General features: G+C 68.2%; 13 protein-coding genes and 2 pseudogenes. 6 read left to right on the forward strand and 9 right to left on the reverse strand.

The features are described 5' to 3' along the window. Positions 1-26: 26 nt before the first annotated feature. From Y887_RS10180 to Y887_RS10215, 8 genes are all read right to left on the reverse strand, one after another. Positions 27-1,001 carry a phosphatidate cytidylyltransferase gene (locus tag Y887_RS10180; protein WP_046964218.1) on the reverse strand — a complete coding sequence of 325 codons (975 nt, stop codon included), beginning with the start codon at positions 999-1,001 and terminating at the stop codon, positions 27-29. Continuing rightward, positions 998-1,630, reverse strand: coding sequence for a lysophospholipid acyltransferase family protein (locus Y887_RS10185; protein WP_046964219.1), 633 nt, complete (start codon positions 1,628-1,630; stop codon positions 998-1,000). Before Y887_RS10185 ends, Y887_RS10180 begins: the two co-directional genes overlap by 4 nt. Further along, positions 1,627-2,271 carry a CDP-alcohol phosphatidyltransferase family protein gene (locus tag Y887_RS10190; RefSeq protein WP_046964220.1) on the reverse strand — a complete coding sequence of 215 codons (645 nt, stop codon included), beginning with the start codon at positions 2,269-2,271 and terminating at the stop codon, positions 1,627-1,629. Before Y887_RS10190 ends, Y887_RS10185 begins: the two co-directional genes overlap by 4 nt. Then, complete coding sequence (locus Y887_RS10195) at positions 2,271-3,767, reverse strand: TIGR04222 domain-containing membrane protein (protein ID WP_046964221.1); 1,497 nt, start codon at positions 3,765-3,767, stop codon at positions 2,271-2,273. Before Y887_RS10195 ends, Y887_RS10190 begins: the two co-directional genes overlap by 1 nt. Next, complete coding sequence (locus tag Y887_RS10200) at positions 3,764-4,207, reverse strand: hypothetical protein (RefSeq protein ID WP_046964222.1); 444 nt, start codon at positions 4,205-4,207, stop codon at positions 3,764-3,766. Before Y887_RS10200 ends, Y887_RS10195 begins: the two co-directional genes overlap by 4 nt. Then, positions 4,204-5,541 (reverse strand): phosphatase PAP2/dual specificity phosphatase family protein, encoded by a 1,338-nt coding sequence (locus Y887_RS10205; RefSeq protein ID WP_046964223.1) that lies wholly within the window; start codon positions 5,539-5,541, stop codon positions 4,204-4,206. The genes Y887_RS10200 and Y887_RS10205 overlap by 4 nt, the downstream gene beginning before the upstream one ends. After that, a complete protein-coding gene (locus Y887_RS10210; protein ID WP_046964224.1) occupies positions 5,538-7,292 on the reverse strand; it encodes a bifunctional alpha/beta hydrolase/class I SAM-dependent methyltransferase in 1,755 nt (584 codons plus the stop codon). The genes Y887_RS10205 and Y887_RS10210 overlap by 4 nt, the downstream gene beginning before the upstream one ends. 84 nt (positions 7,293-7,376) lie before the next feature. Beyond that, complete coding sequence (locus Y887_RS10215; protein ID WP_046964225.1) at positions 7,377-7,991, reverse strand: CDP-alcohol phosphatidyltransferase family protein; 615 nt, start codon at positions 7,989-7,991, stop codon at positions 7,377-7,379. 75 nt (positions 7,992-8,066) lie between these two features. Here Y887_RS10215 and purH point away from each other — a divergent pair, with 75 nt between their 5' ends. The 6 genes and pseudogenes from purH (at position 8,067) to yccS (ending at position 14,714) form a co-directional block, all read left to right on the forward strand. Next, on the forward strand, positions 8,067-9,650 hold the full coding sequence (gene purH / locus Y887_RS10220) for a bifunctional phosphoribosylaminoimidazolecarboxamide formyltransferase/IMP cyclohydrolase (protein ID WP_046964226.1): 1,584 nt from the start codon (positions 8,067-8,069) through the stop codon (positions 9,648-9,650). Positions 9,651-9,672: 22 nt separating this feature from the next. Beyond that, positions 9,673-10,521 carry a hypothetical protein gene (locus Y887_RS10225; RefSeq protein ID WP_046964227.1) on the forward strand — a complete coding sequence of 283 codons (849 nt, stop codon included), beginning with the start codon at positions 9,673-9,675 and terminating at the stop codon, positions 10,519-10,521. Between the two features lie 35 nt (positions 10,522-10,556). Next, complete coding sequence (gene purD, locus Y887_RS10230) at positions 10,557-11,852, forward strand: phosphoribosylamine--glycine ligase (RefSeq protein ID WP_046964228.1); 1,296 nt, start codon at positions 10,557-10,559, stop codon at positions 11,850-11,852. Positions 11,853-11,958: 106 nt separating this feature from the next. Beyond that, positions 11,959-12,144 (forward strand): annotated as a pseudogene (locus Y887_RS20260) (phosphoribosylglycinamide synthetase C domain-containing protein); the annotation flags it as partial. Between the two features lie 98 nt (positions 12,145-12,242). Beyond that, positions 12,243-12,435 (forward strand): annotated as a pseudogene (locus tag Y887_RS20975) (hypothetical protein). Positions 12,436-12,500: 65 nt separating this feature from the next. Continuing rightward, on the forward strand, positions 12,501-14,714 hold the full coding sequence (gene yccS / locus Y887_RS10245; RefSeq protein ID WP_046964230.1) for a YccS family putative transporter: 2,214 nt from the start codon (positions 12,501-12,503) through the stop codon (positions 14,712-14,714). Positions 14,715-14,861: 147 nt separating this feature from the next. Here the strand turns inward: yccS and Y887_RS10250 are convergent, their stop codons facing one another. Next, positions 14,862-16,052, reverse strand: coding sequence for an MFS transporter (locus Y887_RS10250; RefSeq protein WP_046964231.1), 1,191 nt, complete (start codon positions 16,050-16,052; stop codon positions 14,862-14,864). Between the last annotated feature and the right edge of the window lie 34 nt (positions 16,053-16,086).

The following is a 16,086-nucleotide window of genomic DNA, read 5'->3' on the forward strand; positions in this document are numbered from 1 at the left end:
GTGGTGACCGTTTAGGAGCCGGGGGCTTACGCCCAGCCGTAGCGGATCAGGTGGAAGAACACCGGGGCGGCGAAGCACACCGAGTCCAGCCGGTCCAGCACGCCGCCGTGGCCTTCGATCATGTGGCCCCAGTCCTTGATGCCGCGATCGCGCTTGATCGCCGACATCACCAGGCCGCCGAAGAACCCCATCAGGTTGGCCACCAGCGCCAGCCCGAAGGCATGCCACGGCGCGAACGGGGTGATCCACCACAGCGCCATGCCCAGCAGGCTGGCCGACAGCACGCCGCCGACGAAGCCTTCCACCGTTTTGGACGGCGACAGTTTCGGCGCGATCAGATGGCGGCCGGCCAACTTGCCCCAGACGTACTGCAAGACATCCGAGGACTGCACCACGATCACCAGGAAGGCGATCAACAACAGGTTACGCCCGGCATACCCGGGGATTTCCAGATTCAGCAATGCGGGCACGTGCGAGATGCAGAACACGCTGATCATCAAGCCCCACTGCACCTTGGCAGTGCGCTCCAGATAACGCGTGGTATCGCCGCCGATGGTGGCCAGGATCGGCAACACCAAGAATGCATAGACCGGAATCAGCAGCGTGTACATGCCATACCAACCGGTCCACACCAGCCCGTATTGCCACGGCAGCACGATGTAGAAGGCGGCCAGCAAGGCGTAGTAATCGCCGCGCCGCGTCGGGGCGAGCGTGATGAACTCGCGCAGCGCAAACAACGACACCAATGCGAACAGGCCGATCACCCCGGCGCGCCCGAACACGAATGCGATGCCGACCACCGCCGCCATCACCCACCAGGCGCGAATGCGTGCCACCAGGTTGTCCAGCACCGCGCTCGGGTGCGCGCGTGCGCGCCAACGCAGCGTTTCGGAAATCAACGTGGCAATGATCAAGACCAGTGCGATGCCGCTGAACAACCACAGCGTCTGCTGATGCATCGAAGACTGCTGCAACTGGCCGCTGAAGACATAGGGATTCATGCGCGCGCCTCCAGTTGATCCGGCGACAACGCCAGCAGCGCCTCGCGTGCACGCGCCAGGAACGCGTCCTTGCCTTCATCGGCATCCAGCCGCAACGGCGCACCGAAGGTGGTGGTGCACAACAACGGCAGCGGCAACCACTTGCCCTTGGGCATCACGCGCTTGAGGTTGTCGATCCAAACCGGCACGAACTCCAGCTCCGGGCGTTGCCGCGCCAGGTGATACAGCCCGCTCTTGAACGGCAGCACGCCTTCGTCCGGGTTGCGCGTGCCTTCGGGAAACAGGATCAGCGAATCGCCGGCATCGATCGCATCGCACAGGCATTGGATCGGGTCGCGGGTGCGTTGCGCCGGGTTGCGTTCGATCAGCACGCCATTGAACACCGCGTGGATCAGATAGCGCCGCAACGCGGTGCGTTGCCAGTAATCGGCTGCGGCCACCGGGCGCACTTCGTGTCGCAGGCTGGCCGGCAACGACGACCAGATCAGCACGAAATCGCCGTGGCTGGCGTGGTTGCCGTAATACACGCGGCGCTCGTTGGACGGCGCACAGCCGCGCCACAACGCACGCGCGCCGGTCAAGGTACGGATGGCGCCGCTGCAGGCACGCGCAATCAAACGGGCAATCATGTCCACTCCAATGTGCGCACGATCATGCGCAGCCGCAGCACCACCGTCAGTAGCGCACCGGCGATCAACACCGCCAGCGCGCCGATCAATACCCATGCCGCGATGCGCGGCTGGCCCATCCACTGCCACGGCATCGCCAGCACGGTGCTCAGCGACAACCAGTGCATGCGCTGCACGCGCGCCATCGGCCCCTGCCGTGGCTCGGCGGTGCCGCAGGCCAGGCCGAGCATGCGCACGTAGGCGGTGGCCACGCAGCACAGCGCCGCTGCCCAGCCCAGTTGCGCGGCCCACGGCACGCTGGCCTGCAGGCCGTAGCCCAGCCCGACGCAGACCAGCACATCCGACAGGCGGTCCGGCGCATCGTTGTAGACCTCACCAGCGCGCGATACCAGCCGCGTCTGTCGCGCCAGCACGCCATCCAGGCGGTTGCACCACAGCCGCCCCTGCAGACCGAGCAAGGCCAGCAGCAGGGGCGCGACGCCTTCGCGCGCCGGTGCGCTCAAGGCGATGTAGAACATCGCCCCGGCCAGCGCGGCGAAGGCGATTCCGGCCCACGACACGCCATTGGGCGTGGCGCCGCGTCCGCGCAAGGCGCGTGCCCAGCGCTGGCGTCGTTGCAACAGGGTCTGTCTGCGTTGCATCAGTCGCCTCCTCCGCCGCAGCCACCACATCCACCGCCACCGTCTCCACCTCCACTATCTCCACCACCACTGTCGCCGCCACCGCCGCAACTGCTGCCGCTGCTGTCGGTGTTGCCGGGCGTCGGCGCGCGCAGCGTGTGATAGCTCACCCATGGCGTGCCCACCAACGCGACGGTGCCGTACAACGCCACCGCTTCGCCGGGATCGTTGCCGGTGCGCGCCGCGTCGGGCCTGACCGTCGATCTGCGCTCGCGCAGGCGCGCATCGCCGGCCCCGCTGCGGCGTACCGGCACCAGCAAGAATCCCAGCACCAGCATGCTGACCAGCACCATCAAGGCCAGCAGATAGCCCACCGGATAGCCCCCCTGCAGCCCGATCACCAGCTTGCAGGCGCCCAGGCCCCATAGCGCGGCCACCGGAACTGCGCTCACCCCGCGCACCAGCAGCGCCGTGCGCCGATCCAGCAGCAACCCCTTGTCGATCAGGCGCTGCTGCACCGGTGCGGCCAGCGCGCGCAGCGCCTGCCATGCCAGCACCGGATCGTCTCCATCGCGCACGCGTTGCAGTGCCGGCTGCAGCGCCGCCGGCACTGCAACGCCCGGATCGCGACGTACCCACTTGCGCGCCTGCGCATCCTCATCGCGCTGCAGATGTACCGCATCGCAGGCCAGCAGGCGGGCGAACAGCAGATCGGCCACGCGACCGTCGCCACCGCTCAGACAGGCCAGTTCCATCGCATCGACCGCATCCACCGGCCGCAGATGCACGCTGCCGCGCAGGCGCCGCCGCAACCACGCCGATGCCGACCAGGCCAGGCCGATCCCCACCGCAAACAACGCCAGAAAACTGCTGCCGCGCCAGTGCAGCGGCGAGGCGACCTCCCCGTTGCCGGCAACCACGCTAATCACCAGCGTCGCCACGGCCCAGACGAGCACCGTGCCGATGCCTGCGCCGCGCTGCGCGTGCATCGGCTCGCCGCGCAGGGCACGCAGGCTGGCCTCGGCATCGTGTTGCTGCGCAGGCGTGGCTGCCGGCGGCGGCGATGGTGCAGGCCAGACCTGCACCGGCGGCTGCCCGAAGTGTGTGCGGTAGCGCTCCAGGGTCTGCCGATACTGCGCCTGGAAACGCGCAGCGTCGTCGCTACCACCGCGTCCGGGCTGATGATGCAGGGTGGTCTGCAACACCTGTGGGCAGAACTGCTGCCAATACTCGCGGGTATCGGTGAGATGGGTGTGCCAGACCTGATCGACCAGGGGGCTGGGCGTCACATCGTGGGTGTCGGTGCACGCCAGAAAACAGAAGCGCCGGTATTCGTCTACCGCTTGCTGCGCCTGCGCCACGCTGCACTGGGCCTGCCTGGCGACACGCCGCACGAAGGCGGGCAAGGCATCGGCATCGCCGCCAAAACGATACGCCTGCAAGCGCTGCCACAACGCCTGCTGCGCCGCAGTGGCCTGCATCGGTTCGGGCTGACCGGAGCGGTGCGCGTCGCTCATCCCAATACCCGCAATGCCAGTGCCGCGACCAAGCACAGCAGCTGCGCCGCCACGCTCGCCAGTTGCCAGCGCAGCAAGCGGCGCATGCCGACCCAGCGCGCCGACCAATCACGCGTGGACGGCAGCGTCGCACGCAGGCCGATGGCATGCAGCGCCGTATCGAGCTGTTGCGCAGCGTGGGTTGGGTCGCTGCCGCGCGCCATCTGCGCGATCACGCCCTCCAGCAGGTCGACATCCAGGCCCACGCGCAATGCCCAATAGCGCTGCATCAGCCCGGCCGCTGCGCTGAGCGCAAAACTCAGTTGTATCAACGGCGGCGCCTCGGCAACTCCCAGCAAGGCGATGGCAGCCGCCAGCAGCAGCAACGAGAACCGGTCCAGGGGCGCGCCCTGGCGCAACACCGCACGCATGGCTGCCAAGGTCATCGGGGATGTGTTCATTGCAGACTCCGCTCGGCCGCGCTGTCGTTGTGTGGGTGCGCCATACACGCAGCCACGATGGCAGCGCGATGCTGCGCGCCCAGCACGATCGACGCGCGTGCGCTGCGCAGCTGCGCGATGGCCGCGTCCACATCGCTGCTGCGGCCACTGCGCACCAACCAGGTCGCGACGCTGGCGGCGCTGCGCGAGTAGCCCAGTGCGCAGCACACCAGCACCGGGCCGTGCACGCGCGCCGCCTCGATCGCATCGGCGGCGGCGCGCAGCTGCACAGGCGCAGGCGCCACCAGATCCAGCATCGGCAACGCGCGGTCCTGCGCGCGTGCGGCGTACAGGGACAACTCCGCACTCACGTCCACCACCGCGGCGAAGCTTGCGCGCTGGCCGGGCAGCGGAATACGCCCCAACCACACGTCATCGCAGACCGCGCGCGGCAACGGGTCGCGCCGCGTCCAGAGCCGCGAGTTGCACCAGGCCGCCAGCAGATACGGCGCATACAACCAGCGCGCAGCCAGACTCAGCCCGCCATCGCTGCGTTTCTGAAATCCGAGCGCGCCAAGCGCTGCATAGTTCAGCGCGACCAGGCCCAGCGACAGGCTCACCCACAACGCCCATAACCCGGCGCCGCCGCTGCGCAGCGCCGCTGCGGCGCTGGCGACTGCGCCGAGCAGATACAACGCCGCCAAACGCCAACGCCGCCGATCGCGCGCCAGTTGCGCCTGCGCAAACGGTGCGGCGATACGCTCCGGCCACAGCCACACGCACAGCCACCCGGCCGCAAGCCCGGTGGGGATATCCAGGAAATGGTGTTGATACGTGGTCAGCACCGACACGCCGATCAGGCCGAACCAACCATGCAACAGCCAGCGCCACACACCGGACAGATGCTGCCCATAGCGCACCCACAGCACCACCAGCAACACGATGTGCAGCGACGGCGCCTGATTGAACGGCTTGTCGAAGCCCAGCAGCACGGCAAACAACCAGCCGAACACACCCTGCGTGTCCGGGCGCACGAAGCTGTACCGCAACGGCCACAGCACAAAACACGTGACGCAGAGCACTTGCGCGCTGAGCAGGCGCAGCGCGTGCGTATCCAGTTCGCGGCGGGTACGGCAGACAAAGAACGAGGCGGCGTAGAACAGGTCGATCGTCCAGTACGGCACGATGGTCCACGGCCAGAACGGCATGCCGTGTTCCCAGCCGAACACCACCGACGGCACGTGCTGCGCACGCCCGGCCAGCGTATTGGCCAGGCCATAGCTGAGGAAGAAAAACGGCCCCAGCAACGCCAACCACAGCGCGGCACGACCGGTCGGGCGCGCGCCATGCGTCATGCGTCGATCCGCTGCGCCATCGACACGGTGAAGATGCCGAATGCATCGATCCGCTGCGCCACCTTGCGGAAGCCTGCCGCCTCCACCAGCTCATCCATCTCCTGCTGGCTGCGCCGGCGCATCACCCAGGCCACGCCATCGCGGTGACTGGTGAGGGCGCGCGCAATGAATTCCAGCTGCGGATGCCACGGCTGGCCGGTGTAGAGCAGATACCCGCCCGGCTGCACAGCCGCCGCCAGGCCGGCCAGCGAGCGCGCCACCTGGTCGTTGTCGGCAAACAGTTCGTACAAGCCCGACACCACCGCCAGGGTGGGCGCCGGCTGCACCGCAGCCAGCGCGGCCGGGTCGAACGCATCGCCTTGCTCGAAACGGGCGATGTCGCCGGCGCCGAGCGTGCGAATCAACTCGCCGCCCTGGGTGACGTTGAGCGGGCTGAAATCGCGCAGCACGATGGCATCGGCGCGTTGCGCACCGCTGCCGAGCGCCTGGAGCACATAACGGCCGTGGCCTGCGGCCACATCGAGCACGCGCACCGGCAGGCCCGCCTGGCGCAGGCGGCCTGCCGCATCGCGCAGCAGCTCGCCCAGATGCGCGCCACGGATGCGGATGCCACGCCAACCGATCGCATCGAGATAATTGCGGTCGATCATGCGCCCCAACGGGCCACGTCCGCGCGCCTGATTGCGGTAGATGTAATCCAGCGTGCTGCCGGAATCGAAGCCGGTCTGCAGGCCCAATGCAATGCCCTCCGACAGCGTGCCGCCCAGACGCAGACCGGCACGCACGCCGCGCCAGCGCAGGTCCTGCAGGCTATTGCGTTGCGGCGGCCAGGCCAGACGTTCGGCTTCTTCGAAGCTGGGGCCGGCCCGATGCGCATCGCGCAATCGGGCGCGCAGCGGGGGCTGTGCGAAACGCGCCTGGATAAAGGCGCGAATCGGCACGATGGCCAGGGCGCGGTCGCGCTCGCCCAGGGTGTCGTGAAAAAATCCCGGCAGCCAATGCCGCTGCTTGATCGGCGAGCCCAGGTTCTCGTAGAACCGATCCTGCGGGCCGCGGTGCACCACAAAGTCCGAACCGGACACCAGCAACTGCGTCGGCACGGTGATCGCCTGTGCATCGGCTACCACGCGGTCGGCCGCCGCGTACAGGCCCAGCAGCACGCGGACCGAGATCGGACGGGTGATCAGCGGATCGGTGCGGTAGCTTTCCACGCGCTGCGCATCGTGGGTGAGCCACTGCGGCTTGACGTAGCTGTTGACGAAAAAGTTGCCGCGCAGCGCATGCATCAGCGCCAGCCCGGCACGTGCGAACGGCACGTACAACTTGACCTTGAACGCCGGCGAGGCCAGCACCAGCGCGCGTAGCGGCGGTGCGTAATCGTGCACCCAGGTGGCTGCGACCACCGCGCCCACGCTCTGCGCGACCACGGCGATGTCCTGCACCGCGATGCCATGCGTGGCGCACAGATGCGCGATGAAACTGTCCAGATCGCGCACCAGCGCCTCGAAGCCCGGCGCATCGCCACGCGTCCCTGGCGAGCGGCCATTGCCGCGTGCATCCCAGGCGAAGAACTGCGCATCGGGCAGGTTCAATTCTTCGGCCAGATGCATCACCCGGCCGGAGTGCTCATGCCCACGGTGCAGCAGCACCACCGCCTTGGGTGCGGCACCTGCCAGCTGCGTCGGCCAATGCCGATAGAACAGCTGCGTGCCATCGAAACTGGCGAATTCCCGCTCTACGACATCACGCATCGGATCATCCTGAAATCAGTGAGAAGAGTGAGGGACGCGCAGCGCCCGGGCGAGGCGGCAGCGCCTGCCGTTGCGCGATGTCGATCAGTGCGCCGCGGCGTCGGCCAGCCCGGCGCGCACCCGCCGCCATACCGTGGCGCTGCAGGCAAGGCTCAAGGCAATGGCGACCCAGGTCACCCCGCGCGCACCCAGCAGCCCACAGGCCAGGCCAACACCCACCACGCCGATCACGAAGGCACGGTCGCTCTTGCCCATCGGCCCGTCATAGCGACGACCGGCACCGACCATCAGCCCGAGCACGCCGGCGTATTCGGTCAGCGCCGCCAGCAGCGCAAACATCCACAGCCAGTGCACGCCCACCCCGGGCACACCGAGCAGGCTCAGGTACAGCGCCGCATCGGCCACCACGTCGCACAGCTCGTTGAGGTAGGCGCCCAGGCGCGACTGCTGGCCGAACTCGCGCGCCAACATGCCATCCACCGCATTGAGCGCCATGCGCAGCAGCATCCACACCGGTAGCAACAGATACAGCAGCGGCCAGCTGGCGCCGGCGCGGTAGACCACCGCCGCCACCATCAACGACACCGCTGCGGCGACGAGCGTCACCTGGTTGGCAGTGATGCCGCCACGGTAGAGCGCGCCAACCATGGGCCGCAGCAGGTCCTGGAAGCGTCCCTTCAGAGCATAAATCGAGGCCATACCAGTGGTTGAGTCCATTCGAGCGCTGGCGCAGCCTACAATATCGGCTGCCCCGCAACGACTGTTCCCTCACTCATGGCCTCCGATTTCCTGCCCGTGCGCCGGGCCCTGCTCTCCGTTTCCGACAAGACCGGCCTGATCGACCTGGCCCGCGCGCTGGTGGCGCGCAAGGTCGAGCTGCTGTCCACCGGCGGCACCGCCAAGGCGATCCGCGACGCCGGCCTGCCGGTCAGGGACGTCGCCGACCTGACCGGTTTCCCGGAAATGATGGACGGCCGCGTCAAGACCCTGCACCCGCTGGTGCACGGCGGCCTGCTCGGCCGCGCCGGCGTCGATGAGGCGGTGATGGCCGAACACGGCATCGCGCCGATCGATCTGCTGGTGCTCAACCTGTATCCGTTCGAGTCGGTCACCGTCAAGGCCGATTGCACGCTGGCCGATGCGGTGGAAAACATCGACATCGGTGGGCCGGCGATGCTGCGCAGCGCAGCCAAGAACTTCGCGCGCGTGGCGGTGGCCACCGACCCGTCGCAATACGCGGACCTGCTCGCCGAGCTGGAAGCCAACGACGGCCAGCTGTCGGCCGCCAAGCGCTTTGCGCTGTCGGTGGCCGCGTTCAACCGCGTGGCGCAATACGACGCGGCGATCAGCAACTATCTGTCGGCGGTGGCCGACAGCACCGAAAACGTGCCCACGCGCAGCCCGTTTCCGGCGCAGATCAATTCCAACTTCATCAAGGTCATGGACCTGCGCTACGGCGAGAATCCGCACCAATCCGGCGCGTTCTACCGCGACCTGTACCCGGTGCCGGGCACCCTGGCCACCTTTCAGCAGCTGCAAGGCAAGGAACTGAGCTACAACAACCTGGCCGATGCCGATGCGGCATGGGAATGCGTGCGTCAGTTCGATGCACCGGCCTGCGTGATCGTCAAGCACGCCAACCCGTGCGGCGTGGCGGTGGGCGCGGCCTGCGGCGACGCCTACGAGCTGGCCTATGCCACCGACCCCACCAGCGCGTTCGGCGGCATCCTGGCCTTCAACAAGACGCTGGATGCGGCCACCGCAAAAGCCATTCTGGATCGCCAGTTCGTCGAGGTATTGATCGCCCCCGACTACGAAGCCGGCGCGCTGGAATACGCCACCAAGAAGGCCAATGTGCGCGTGCTCAAGATTCCGCACGGCAATGGCTTGAACAACTACGACACCAAGCGCATTGGCTCCGGCCTGCTGATGCAGTCGGCCGACAACCGCGGCATGTCGCTGGGCGAACTGAGCGTGGTCACCCAGCGCGCGCCCAGCGATGCGGAACTGGGCGATCTGTTGTTCGCCTGGCGCGTGGCCAAGTACGTCAAATCCAACGCAATCGTCTATGCCAAGGACAGCCGCACCATTGGCGTGGGCGCCGGGCAGATGAGCCGCGTGGTCAGCGCCAAGATCGCCGCGCTCAAGGCCGAAGAAGCCAAGCTCACGGTGGCCGGCTCGGTGATGGCATCGGATGCGTTCTTCCCGTTCCGCGACGGCATCGATGCCGCCGCGGCGGCCGGCATCAAGGCGGTGATCCAGCCGGGCGGCTCGATGCGCGATGGCGAAGTGATCGCTGCCGCCGACGAACACGGTATCGCCATGGTGTTCACCGGCGTGCGGCATTTCCGCCACTGAGGCGAACGACAAGGACAGGTCCATGGACCGATTGCGCCCTCTCGCCGTGATGGTGGCGGCTGCCGGCCTGCTTGGCGGATGCAGGCAGGATCCCGCGCCTGCTGCACCGCCTGCCGCCGCCGCGCCCGCTGCGGCGGCGGCCGTCACCACGCAACTGAGCCGCACCGAGCGCCTGGAAGGTTTCCTGCGCACGCGCTACGGCGCCAAGGCCGGCCTGGCGGCGGAGTGGAGCGGACAGGCCGACGGCTTCAAGGCCGACAGCCAGGTCTGCGCCGAGCAGCCGGTGGTGGTCGGCGAGCAGGTACAGCAGCTGCTGGCGGTGTGCCACAGCCTCAGCGACGGCGGCCACGGCAATCCCGGGCTGATCGACTTTTTCGTGCTGCGCAGCGACGGCGACAGCTTCAAGGTGGTGGCCGAAAAACTGTCCGACACCTTCGGCAGCGATGGCAATCCCGGCAGCGTGGACGTGCTGCGGCTGGGCAGCGATTTTTACGGTTTCATCGTGCACAGCTTCTGGATGGGCCAGGGCCTGATCCTGGAATCGCAGGATCTGGTGGTGCCCGGCCCCAAGGGACTGGTGGGCGCCGGCTCGCTGCGCGCGCATATCGACAACAGCGGCGCGCTGGCCTGCGACGACGAGGCGCGCGAGCCGGATCAGACTCGGGCGCAATGCATGGCCGAAACGTTCGATGTGGACTTCACCCTGGACGTGGACAGCAGCAACGCCCAGGCGCGCACCTGGCCGCTGCGCATCCACGAGCACGGCAGCGATTGCGGGCAGACGCTGGACACCACGCATGTGTTCGCACTCGACCCCAAGACCTGGACCTACCCCTTCCCCAACGCTCTGCAGCGCGAAGGCTGCAAGTAGCGCGTCCTTATCCCCCGTCCTAGCGAGCAGCTCTCTTGAAAATCCTTGTCATCGGCTCCGGCGGCCGCGAACACGCCCTGGCCTGGAAGATCGCGCAGTCCGCGCGCGTGAGCGAGGTCCTGGTGGCGCCGGGCAATGCCGGCACCGCCACCGAGGCCAAGTGCCGCAATGTCGCGATCAAGGTCGATGACCTCGACGGCCTGCTGGCGCTGGCGCAGCGCGAAGCCGTCGCGCTCACCGTGGTCGGCCCGGAAGTGCCGCTGGTGCTGGGCGTGGTCGACCGCTTCCATGCGGCTGGCCTGCGCATCTTCGGGCCCACCGCCAAGGCCGCGCAGCTGGAGGGCAGCAAGGCCTTCGCGAAAGATTTTCTCGCCCGTCATGGCATCCCCACCGCGTATTACGCGGTGCATACCGAGGTGGACGCCGCGCTTGCGTACGTGCGCGAGAAAGGCGCGCCGATCGTGGTCAAGGCCGATGGCCTGGCCGCCGGCAAGGGCGTGATCGTGGCGATGACGCTGGCCGAGGCCGAAGACGCGGTGCGCGACATGCTCTCGGGCAATGCGTTCGGCGATGCCGGCGCACGCGTGGTCATCGAGGAATTTCTCGATGGCGAAGAAGCCAGCTTCATCTCCATGGTCGACGGCAGCCACGCCTTGCCGATGGCTACCAGCCAGGACCACAAGCGCGTCGGCGATGGCGACACCGGCCCCAATACCGGCGGCATGGGCGCGTACTCGCCGGCTCCGGTGGTCACGCCCGAGGTGCACGCGCGGGTGATGCGCGAGGTGGTCGAGCCGACCGTGCAAGGCATGATCGCCGACGGCGTGCCGTTCACCGGGTTTCTGTATGCCGGGCTGATGATCGACGCGCACGGCGCACCGAAGGTGATCGAATTCAACGTGCGCTTCGGCGACCCGGAAACCCAGCCGGTGATGCTGCGCCTGCAGTCGGATCTGGTGGATCTGGTCGAAGCGGCCATCGACGGCACGCTGGACCGCGCGCAGGCGCAATGGGACCCGCGCCCGTCGCTGGGTGTGGTGATCGCCGCCAGGCCCTATCCGGAAACCCCGGTCACCGGCGAGGTCATCACCGGCCTGGACCAGGTGCCGGCCAGCGCCAAGGTGTTCCATGCCGGTACCGCGTTGAATGCCGACGGGCAGGTGATCAGCGCCGGTGGCCGCGTGCTGTGCGTGGCCGCCCTGGGCGACAGCGTGCAGGACGCACAGCGCACCGCGTATGCCGGCCTGCAGCCGATCCACTGGCCCAGCGCCTTCCAGCGCAGCGATATCGGCTGGCGTGCCATCGCCCGCGAGCGGCAGGCGCAGGCCTGAGCCGCATCCTTCCCCCGCCAGCCGGGGGAAGGTGCCCGAAGGGCGGATGGGGGCAAGCACGGACATCCGCCGGTTGTTGGCCGAACAGAGCAACAGCTCGCTGGTGAACGCCGACGGGCAGGTGATCAGCGCCGGTGGCCGCGTGCTGTGCGTGGCCGCCCTGGGCGACAGCGTGCAGGACGCACAGTGCACCGCGTACGCCGGCCTGCAGCCGATCCATTGGCCCAGCGCCTTCCAGCGCAGCGATATCGAGTGGCGTGCCATCTCCCGCGAGCGGCAGGCGCAGGCCTGAGCCGCATCCTTCCCCGCCAGCGGGGGAAGGTGCCCGAAGGGCGGATGGGGGCAAGCACGGACATCCGCCGGTGGTCGGCCGAACAGAGCAACAGCTCGCTGGTGGTCGCCGACACGGCGGTGTTCAAGCTCGCAACCACAGCTTGCAAGCTCGCCAAGCGCGATAGACGGCCGTGCAGCTGGCCTGACGCGCAGTTCGCACGGCTGCGCGCAGCCGCGTGCAGCGGGGCTGCGGGGCAATCGCGCACTCCGCTCCAGTCCGCACACATGCCGGCTACTGACAAAGGACTAGCCCCTGTCCACACCGGCGGCGCGTGCCTGCGGCAATAATGCGGGCACGCTTGCCCATCAGAAACCGTGGCCACCACTTCCTTCGAAACCCGCCTCAGCCGCCTGTGGGCCCATGAAAAGGCCAGCTATGGCCTGCGTGTGTTCATCGCGCTGGCGGTGGCGATGGGCGTGTGCTGGCACTGGCAGCAGCTCACCGCGGTGCCGGCGCTGTTCCTGGGCGCGATCGCCAGCGCCATCGCCGAGACCGACGACAACTGGCTGGGTCGCATCAAGTCGGTGCTGCTGTCGCTGCTGTGTTTCGCCGCCGCCGCCGCGTCGGTGGTACTGCTGTTTCCGTATCCGTTGGCGTTCGTGATCGGCATGGCGATGGCGACCTTCTCGTTGACCCTGCTCGGCGCGCTGGGCGAGCGCTACGCCTCGATCGCGCAGGCCACCGTGGCGTTGTCGATCTACGCCATGATCGGCATGGACCAGCACGGCAGCCACGATCCGCTGGTGGTCTGGCACGGCGCGGCCTTGCTGCTGATCGGCGCCACCTGGTACGGGGTGCTGTCGATCCTGTGGACCATCCTGTTCGCCAATCGCCCGGTGCGCGAGCGGCTGTCGCGGCTGTTCTTCGAGCTGGGCCGTTATCTCAAGCTCAAGGCCGATCTGTTCGAACCGGTGCGGCAGAGCGACCTGCACGCACGCCGGCTGGCATTGGCCGAACAGAACGCCAAGGTGGTCGGCGCGCTCAATGCCGCCAAGACCGCGATCATGAGCCGCTTCGGCCGGTCGGGGCGGCCAGGCGTGCAATCTGGCCTGTATTTCCGGCTGTATTACATGGCGCAGGAATTCCATGAGCGTGCCAGCTCGTCGCACTATCCGTACGAAGCGCTGACCGACGCGTTCTTCCACAGCGATGTGCTGTATCGCTGCCAGCGCCTGCTCGCGCTGCAGGGCAAGGCCTGCGCCGCATTGGGCGAGGCGATCCGGCTGCGGCAGCCGTTCGACTATGGCGACAACAGCCGCCTGGCCACCGAAGACCTGCGCCAGTCGCTGGACTACCTGCATGCACGCGCCGACCCCGCACTGGCCCGCCTGCTCGGCGCGCTGGAACTGCTGGTCACCAATCTGCAGACCATCGAACGCAAGCTCTCGGAAGCGGCGCAATCCGATTCCACCAGCGACAACCTCGACACCCGCCTGCGCGATTCCTCGCCGCACACCCTGCGCGAGATGGCCGCGCGGCTGGGCCAGCAACTCACGCCCGGCTCGGTGCTGTTCCGGCATGGCCTGCGCATGGCCATCGCACTGGTGGCCGGCTACGCCATCATGCAGTCCATCCATGCCGACAACGGCTACTGGATCCTGCTCACCACCGCCTTCGTGTGCCGGCCCAACTACGGTGCCACCCGCCTGCGCCTGGTGCAGCGTATCGCCGGCACCTTGATCGGCCTGGTCGCCACCTGGGCGCTGATGCAGCTGTTCCCCGGCACCGAAGTGCAGTTGCTGCTGGCGCTGGCCGCTGCGCTGGTCTTCTTCATCACCCGTACCGATCGCTACATGCTGGCCACCGCCGGCATCACCGTGATGGCGCTGTTCTGCTTCAACCTGCTCGGCGATGGCTTCGTGCTGATCTGGCCGCGCCTGATCGACACGCTGATCGGTTGCGCGATCGCCGCGGCCGCCTCGTTCCTGATCCTGCCGGACTGGCAGGGCCGCCGCCTCAACCAGGTGATGGCCACGGTGCTGGCCAGCTGCGCGCGCTACCTGGCCCAGGTGCTGGAGCAATACGCCAGCGGCATGCGCGACGACCTGCCCTACCGCATCGCGCGCCGCGACATGCACAACGCCGATGCGGCGTTGTCGGTGGCGCTGTCCAACATGCTGCGCGAGCCGGGCCGCTTCCGGCGCAACCTGGATGCGGGCTTCCGCTTCCTGGCGCTGTCCAACACCTTGCTGGGATACCTGTCGGCGCTGGGCGCGCACCGCGCCGCGCTCGATGGCGAACACGATCCCGCCATCGCGCAGGCCGGCGACTACCTGCAGCGCGCGCTGGGCGACATCGCCGCCGCCTTGAGCCAACGTCAGCCACTGCCGGCGCATGACGAAAGCGAAGAACTCGCCATGGCCGAGGCGCTGGAGCAGCACGCCGTGCAGCTGCCGCCCAAGCAGCGCCTGGTGCGCGACCAGCTCGCACTCACCCTGCGCCTGCTGCCCAGGCTGCGCGCCGCTGCGGTGGCGGTGACCGACGCGCCGGCCGAGAGTGCGGGGCGCCTGGCGGTCGGCGCGCGCTAGCAGGCCCTTGCAGGCAGCGCGCCGCTGCCGGTCATCGGCCACGCCGCGCAGCGCGGCCGCGTTGGCTCCCCAGAATCACTGAAGCGAGCTCCCGAGAGACACCGGCAATGCAGCCTGCAACAGCGCGTCGTTCTGTCTCGGCAGCGCTTACTTCCAGGTATGACGCGACACGCTCCACCCCACCCAGCCCAATGCGGCCACCGCCAGCAGCGCCCCGCCGATCACCACGCCGCTCCAGCCGGCCTGCGCATACGCGGCCGTGCTCAAGGTCGACCCCAGCGCGCCGCCGATGAAATAGCAGGTGATGTAGGCCGAGGTGATGCGGTTACGCGCCTGCGGATTGCGCTGGTAGATCACGCTCTGGTTGGCGATGTGCACGCCCTGCACGGCGATATCGAGCAGCAGCACGCCAACGATCAGCAACGCCATCGAGTGCGGCGCAAACGCCAGCAACCCCCACGACAGCAGCAGCATCACCAGCCCACCCCAGCTCACGCGGTCGCCATGACCGTGGTCGGACCAATGCCCCGAGCGATTGGCCGCCAGCGCGCCGGCCGCACCGATCAGGCCGAACAGCCCGATCACCGCCGTGCCATAGCCATACGCAGGCCCGGACAACAGGAACGCCAGCGTGGTCCAGAACATGCTGAAGCCGGCAAAGATCAGCCCACCCAGCACCGCGCGCGCGCGCAGCACCGCATCGTCGCGCAACAACGTCAGCACCGACCCCACCAACTGCGGATACGCCAGCTGCGCATTGCCCGGATGCCGCGGCAGCCCGCGCCACAACTGGGCCGCGGTGATCAGCAGCAAGCCCGAGGCGATCCAGTACACCGTGTGCCAACCGCCCAACCCGGCCAGTACGCCGGCGGCGGTACGCGCCAGCAGGATACCCAGCAGCAACCCGCTCATCACCGTGCCGATCACCCGCCCGCGTTCGTGCGGGGCGGCCAGGGTCGCCGCGAACGGCACCAGGATCTGCGCCGCCACCGAACTGGCGCCAGTGACAATGGTGCCCACCAGCAACACCGCGAAGCTGTGCGAGCTCGCGCTGATCAGCAGACCCAGCGCGCTGAGCACGAACAGGCCCACGATCAGGCTGCGCCGCTCCAGCCGGTCGCCCAGCGGCACCAGCAACAGCAACCCGGCCGCATAGGCCAGCTGCGCCGCAGTCACCACCGCCCCGGCGCTGCGCACCGGGATCGTGAAAGCCTGCGCCAGCGTTTCCAGCAGGGGCTGGGCGTAGTAATTGCTCGCTACCGCCAGCCCGGTGGCGGCCGCCATCAGCAGCACCAGGCGGCGCGGCAGGGGCGGGTGGGATGCGGAGTCGACAGTCATGGCAGGTGCCTGGTCTAGAGCGTGTTATGTACTT

This window comes from Xanthomonas pisi DSM 18956 (assembly GCF_001010415.1).
Taxonomy (GTDB): Bacteria; Pseudomonadota; Gammaproteobacteria; order Xanthomonadales; family Xanthomonadaceae; genus Xanthomonas; species Xanthomonas pisi.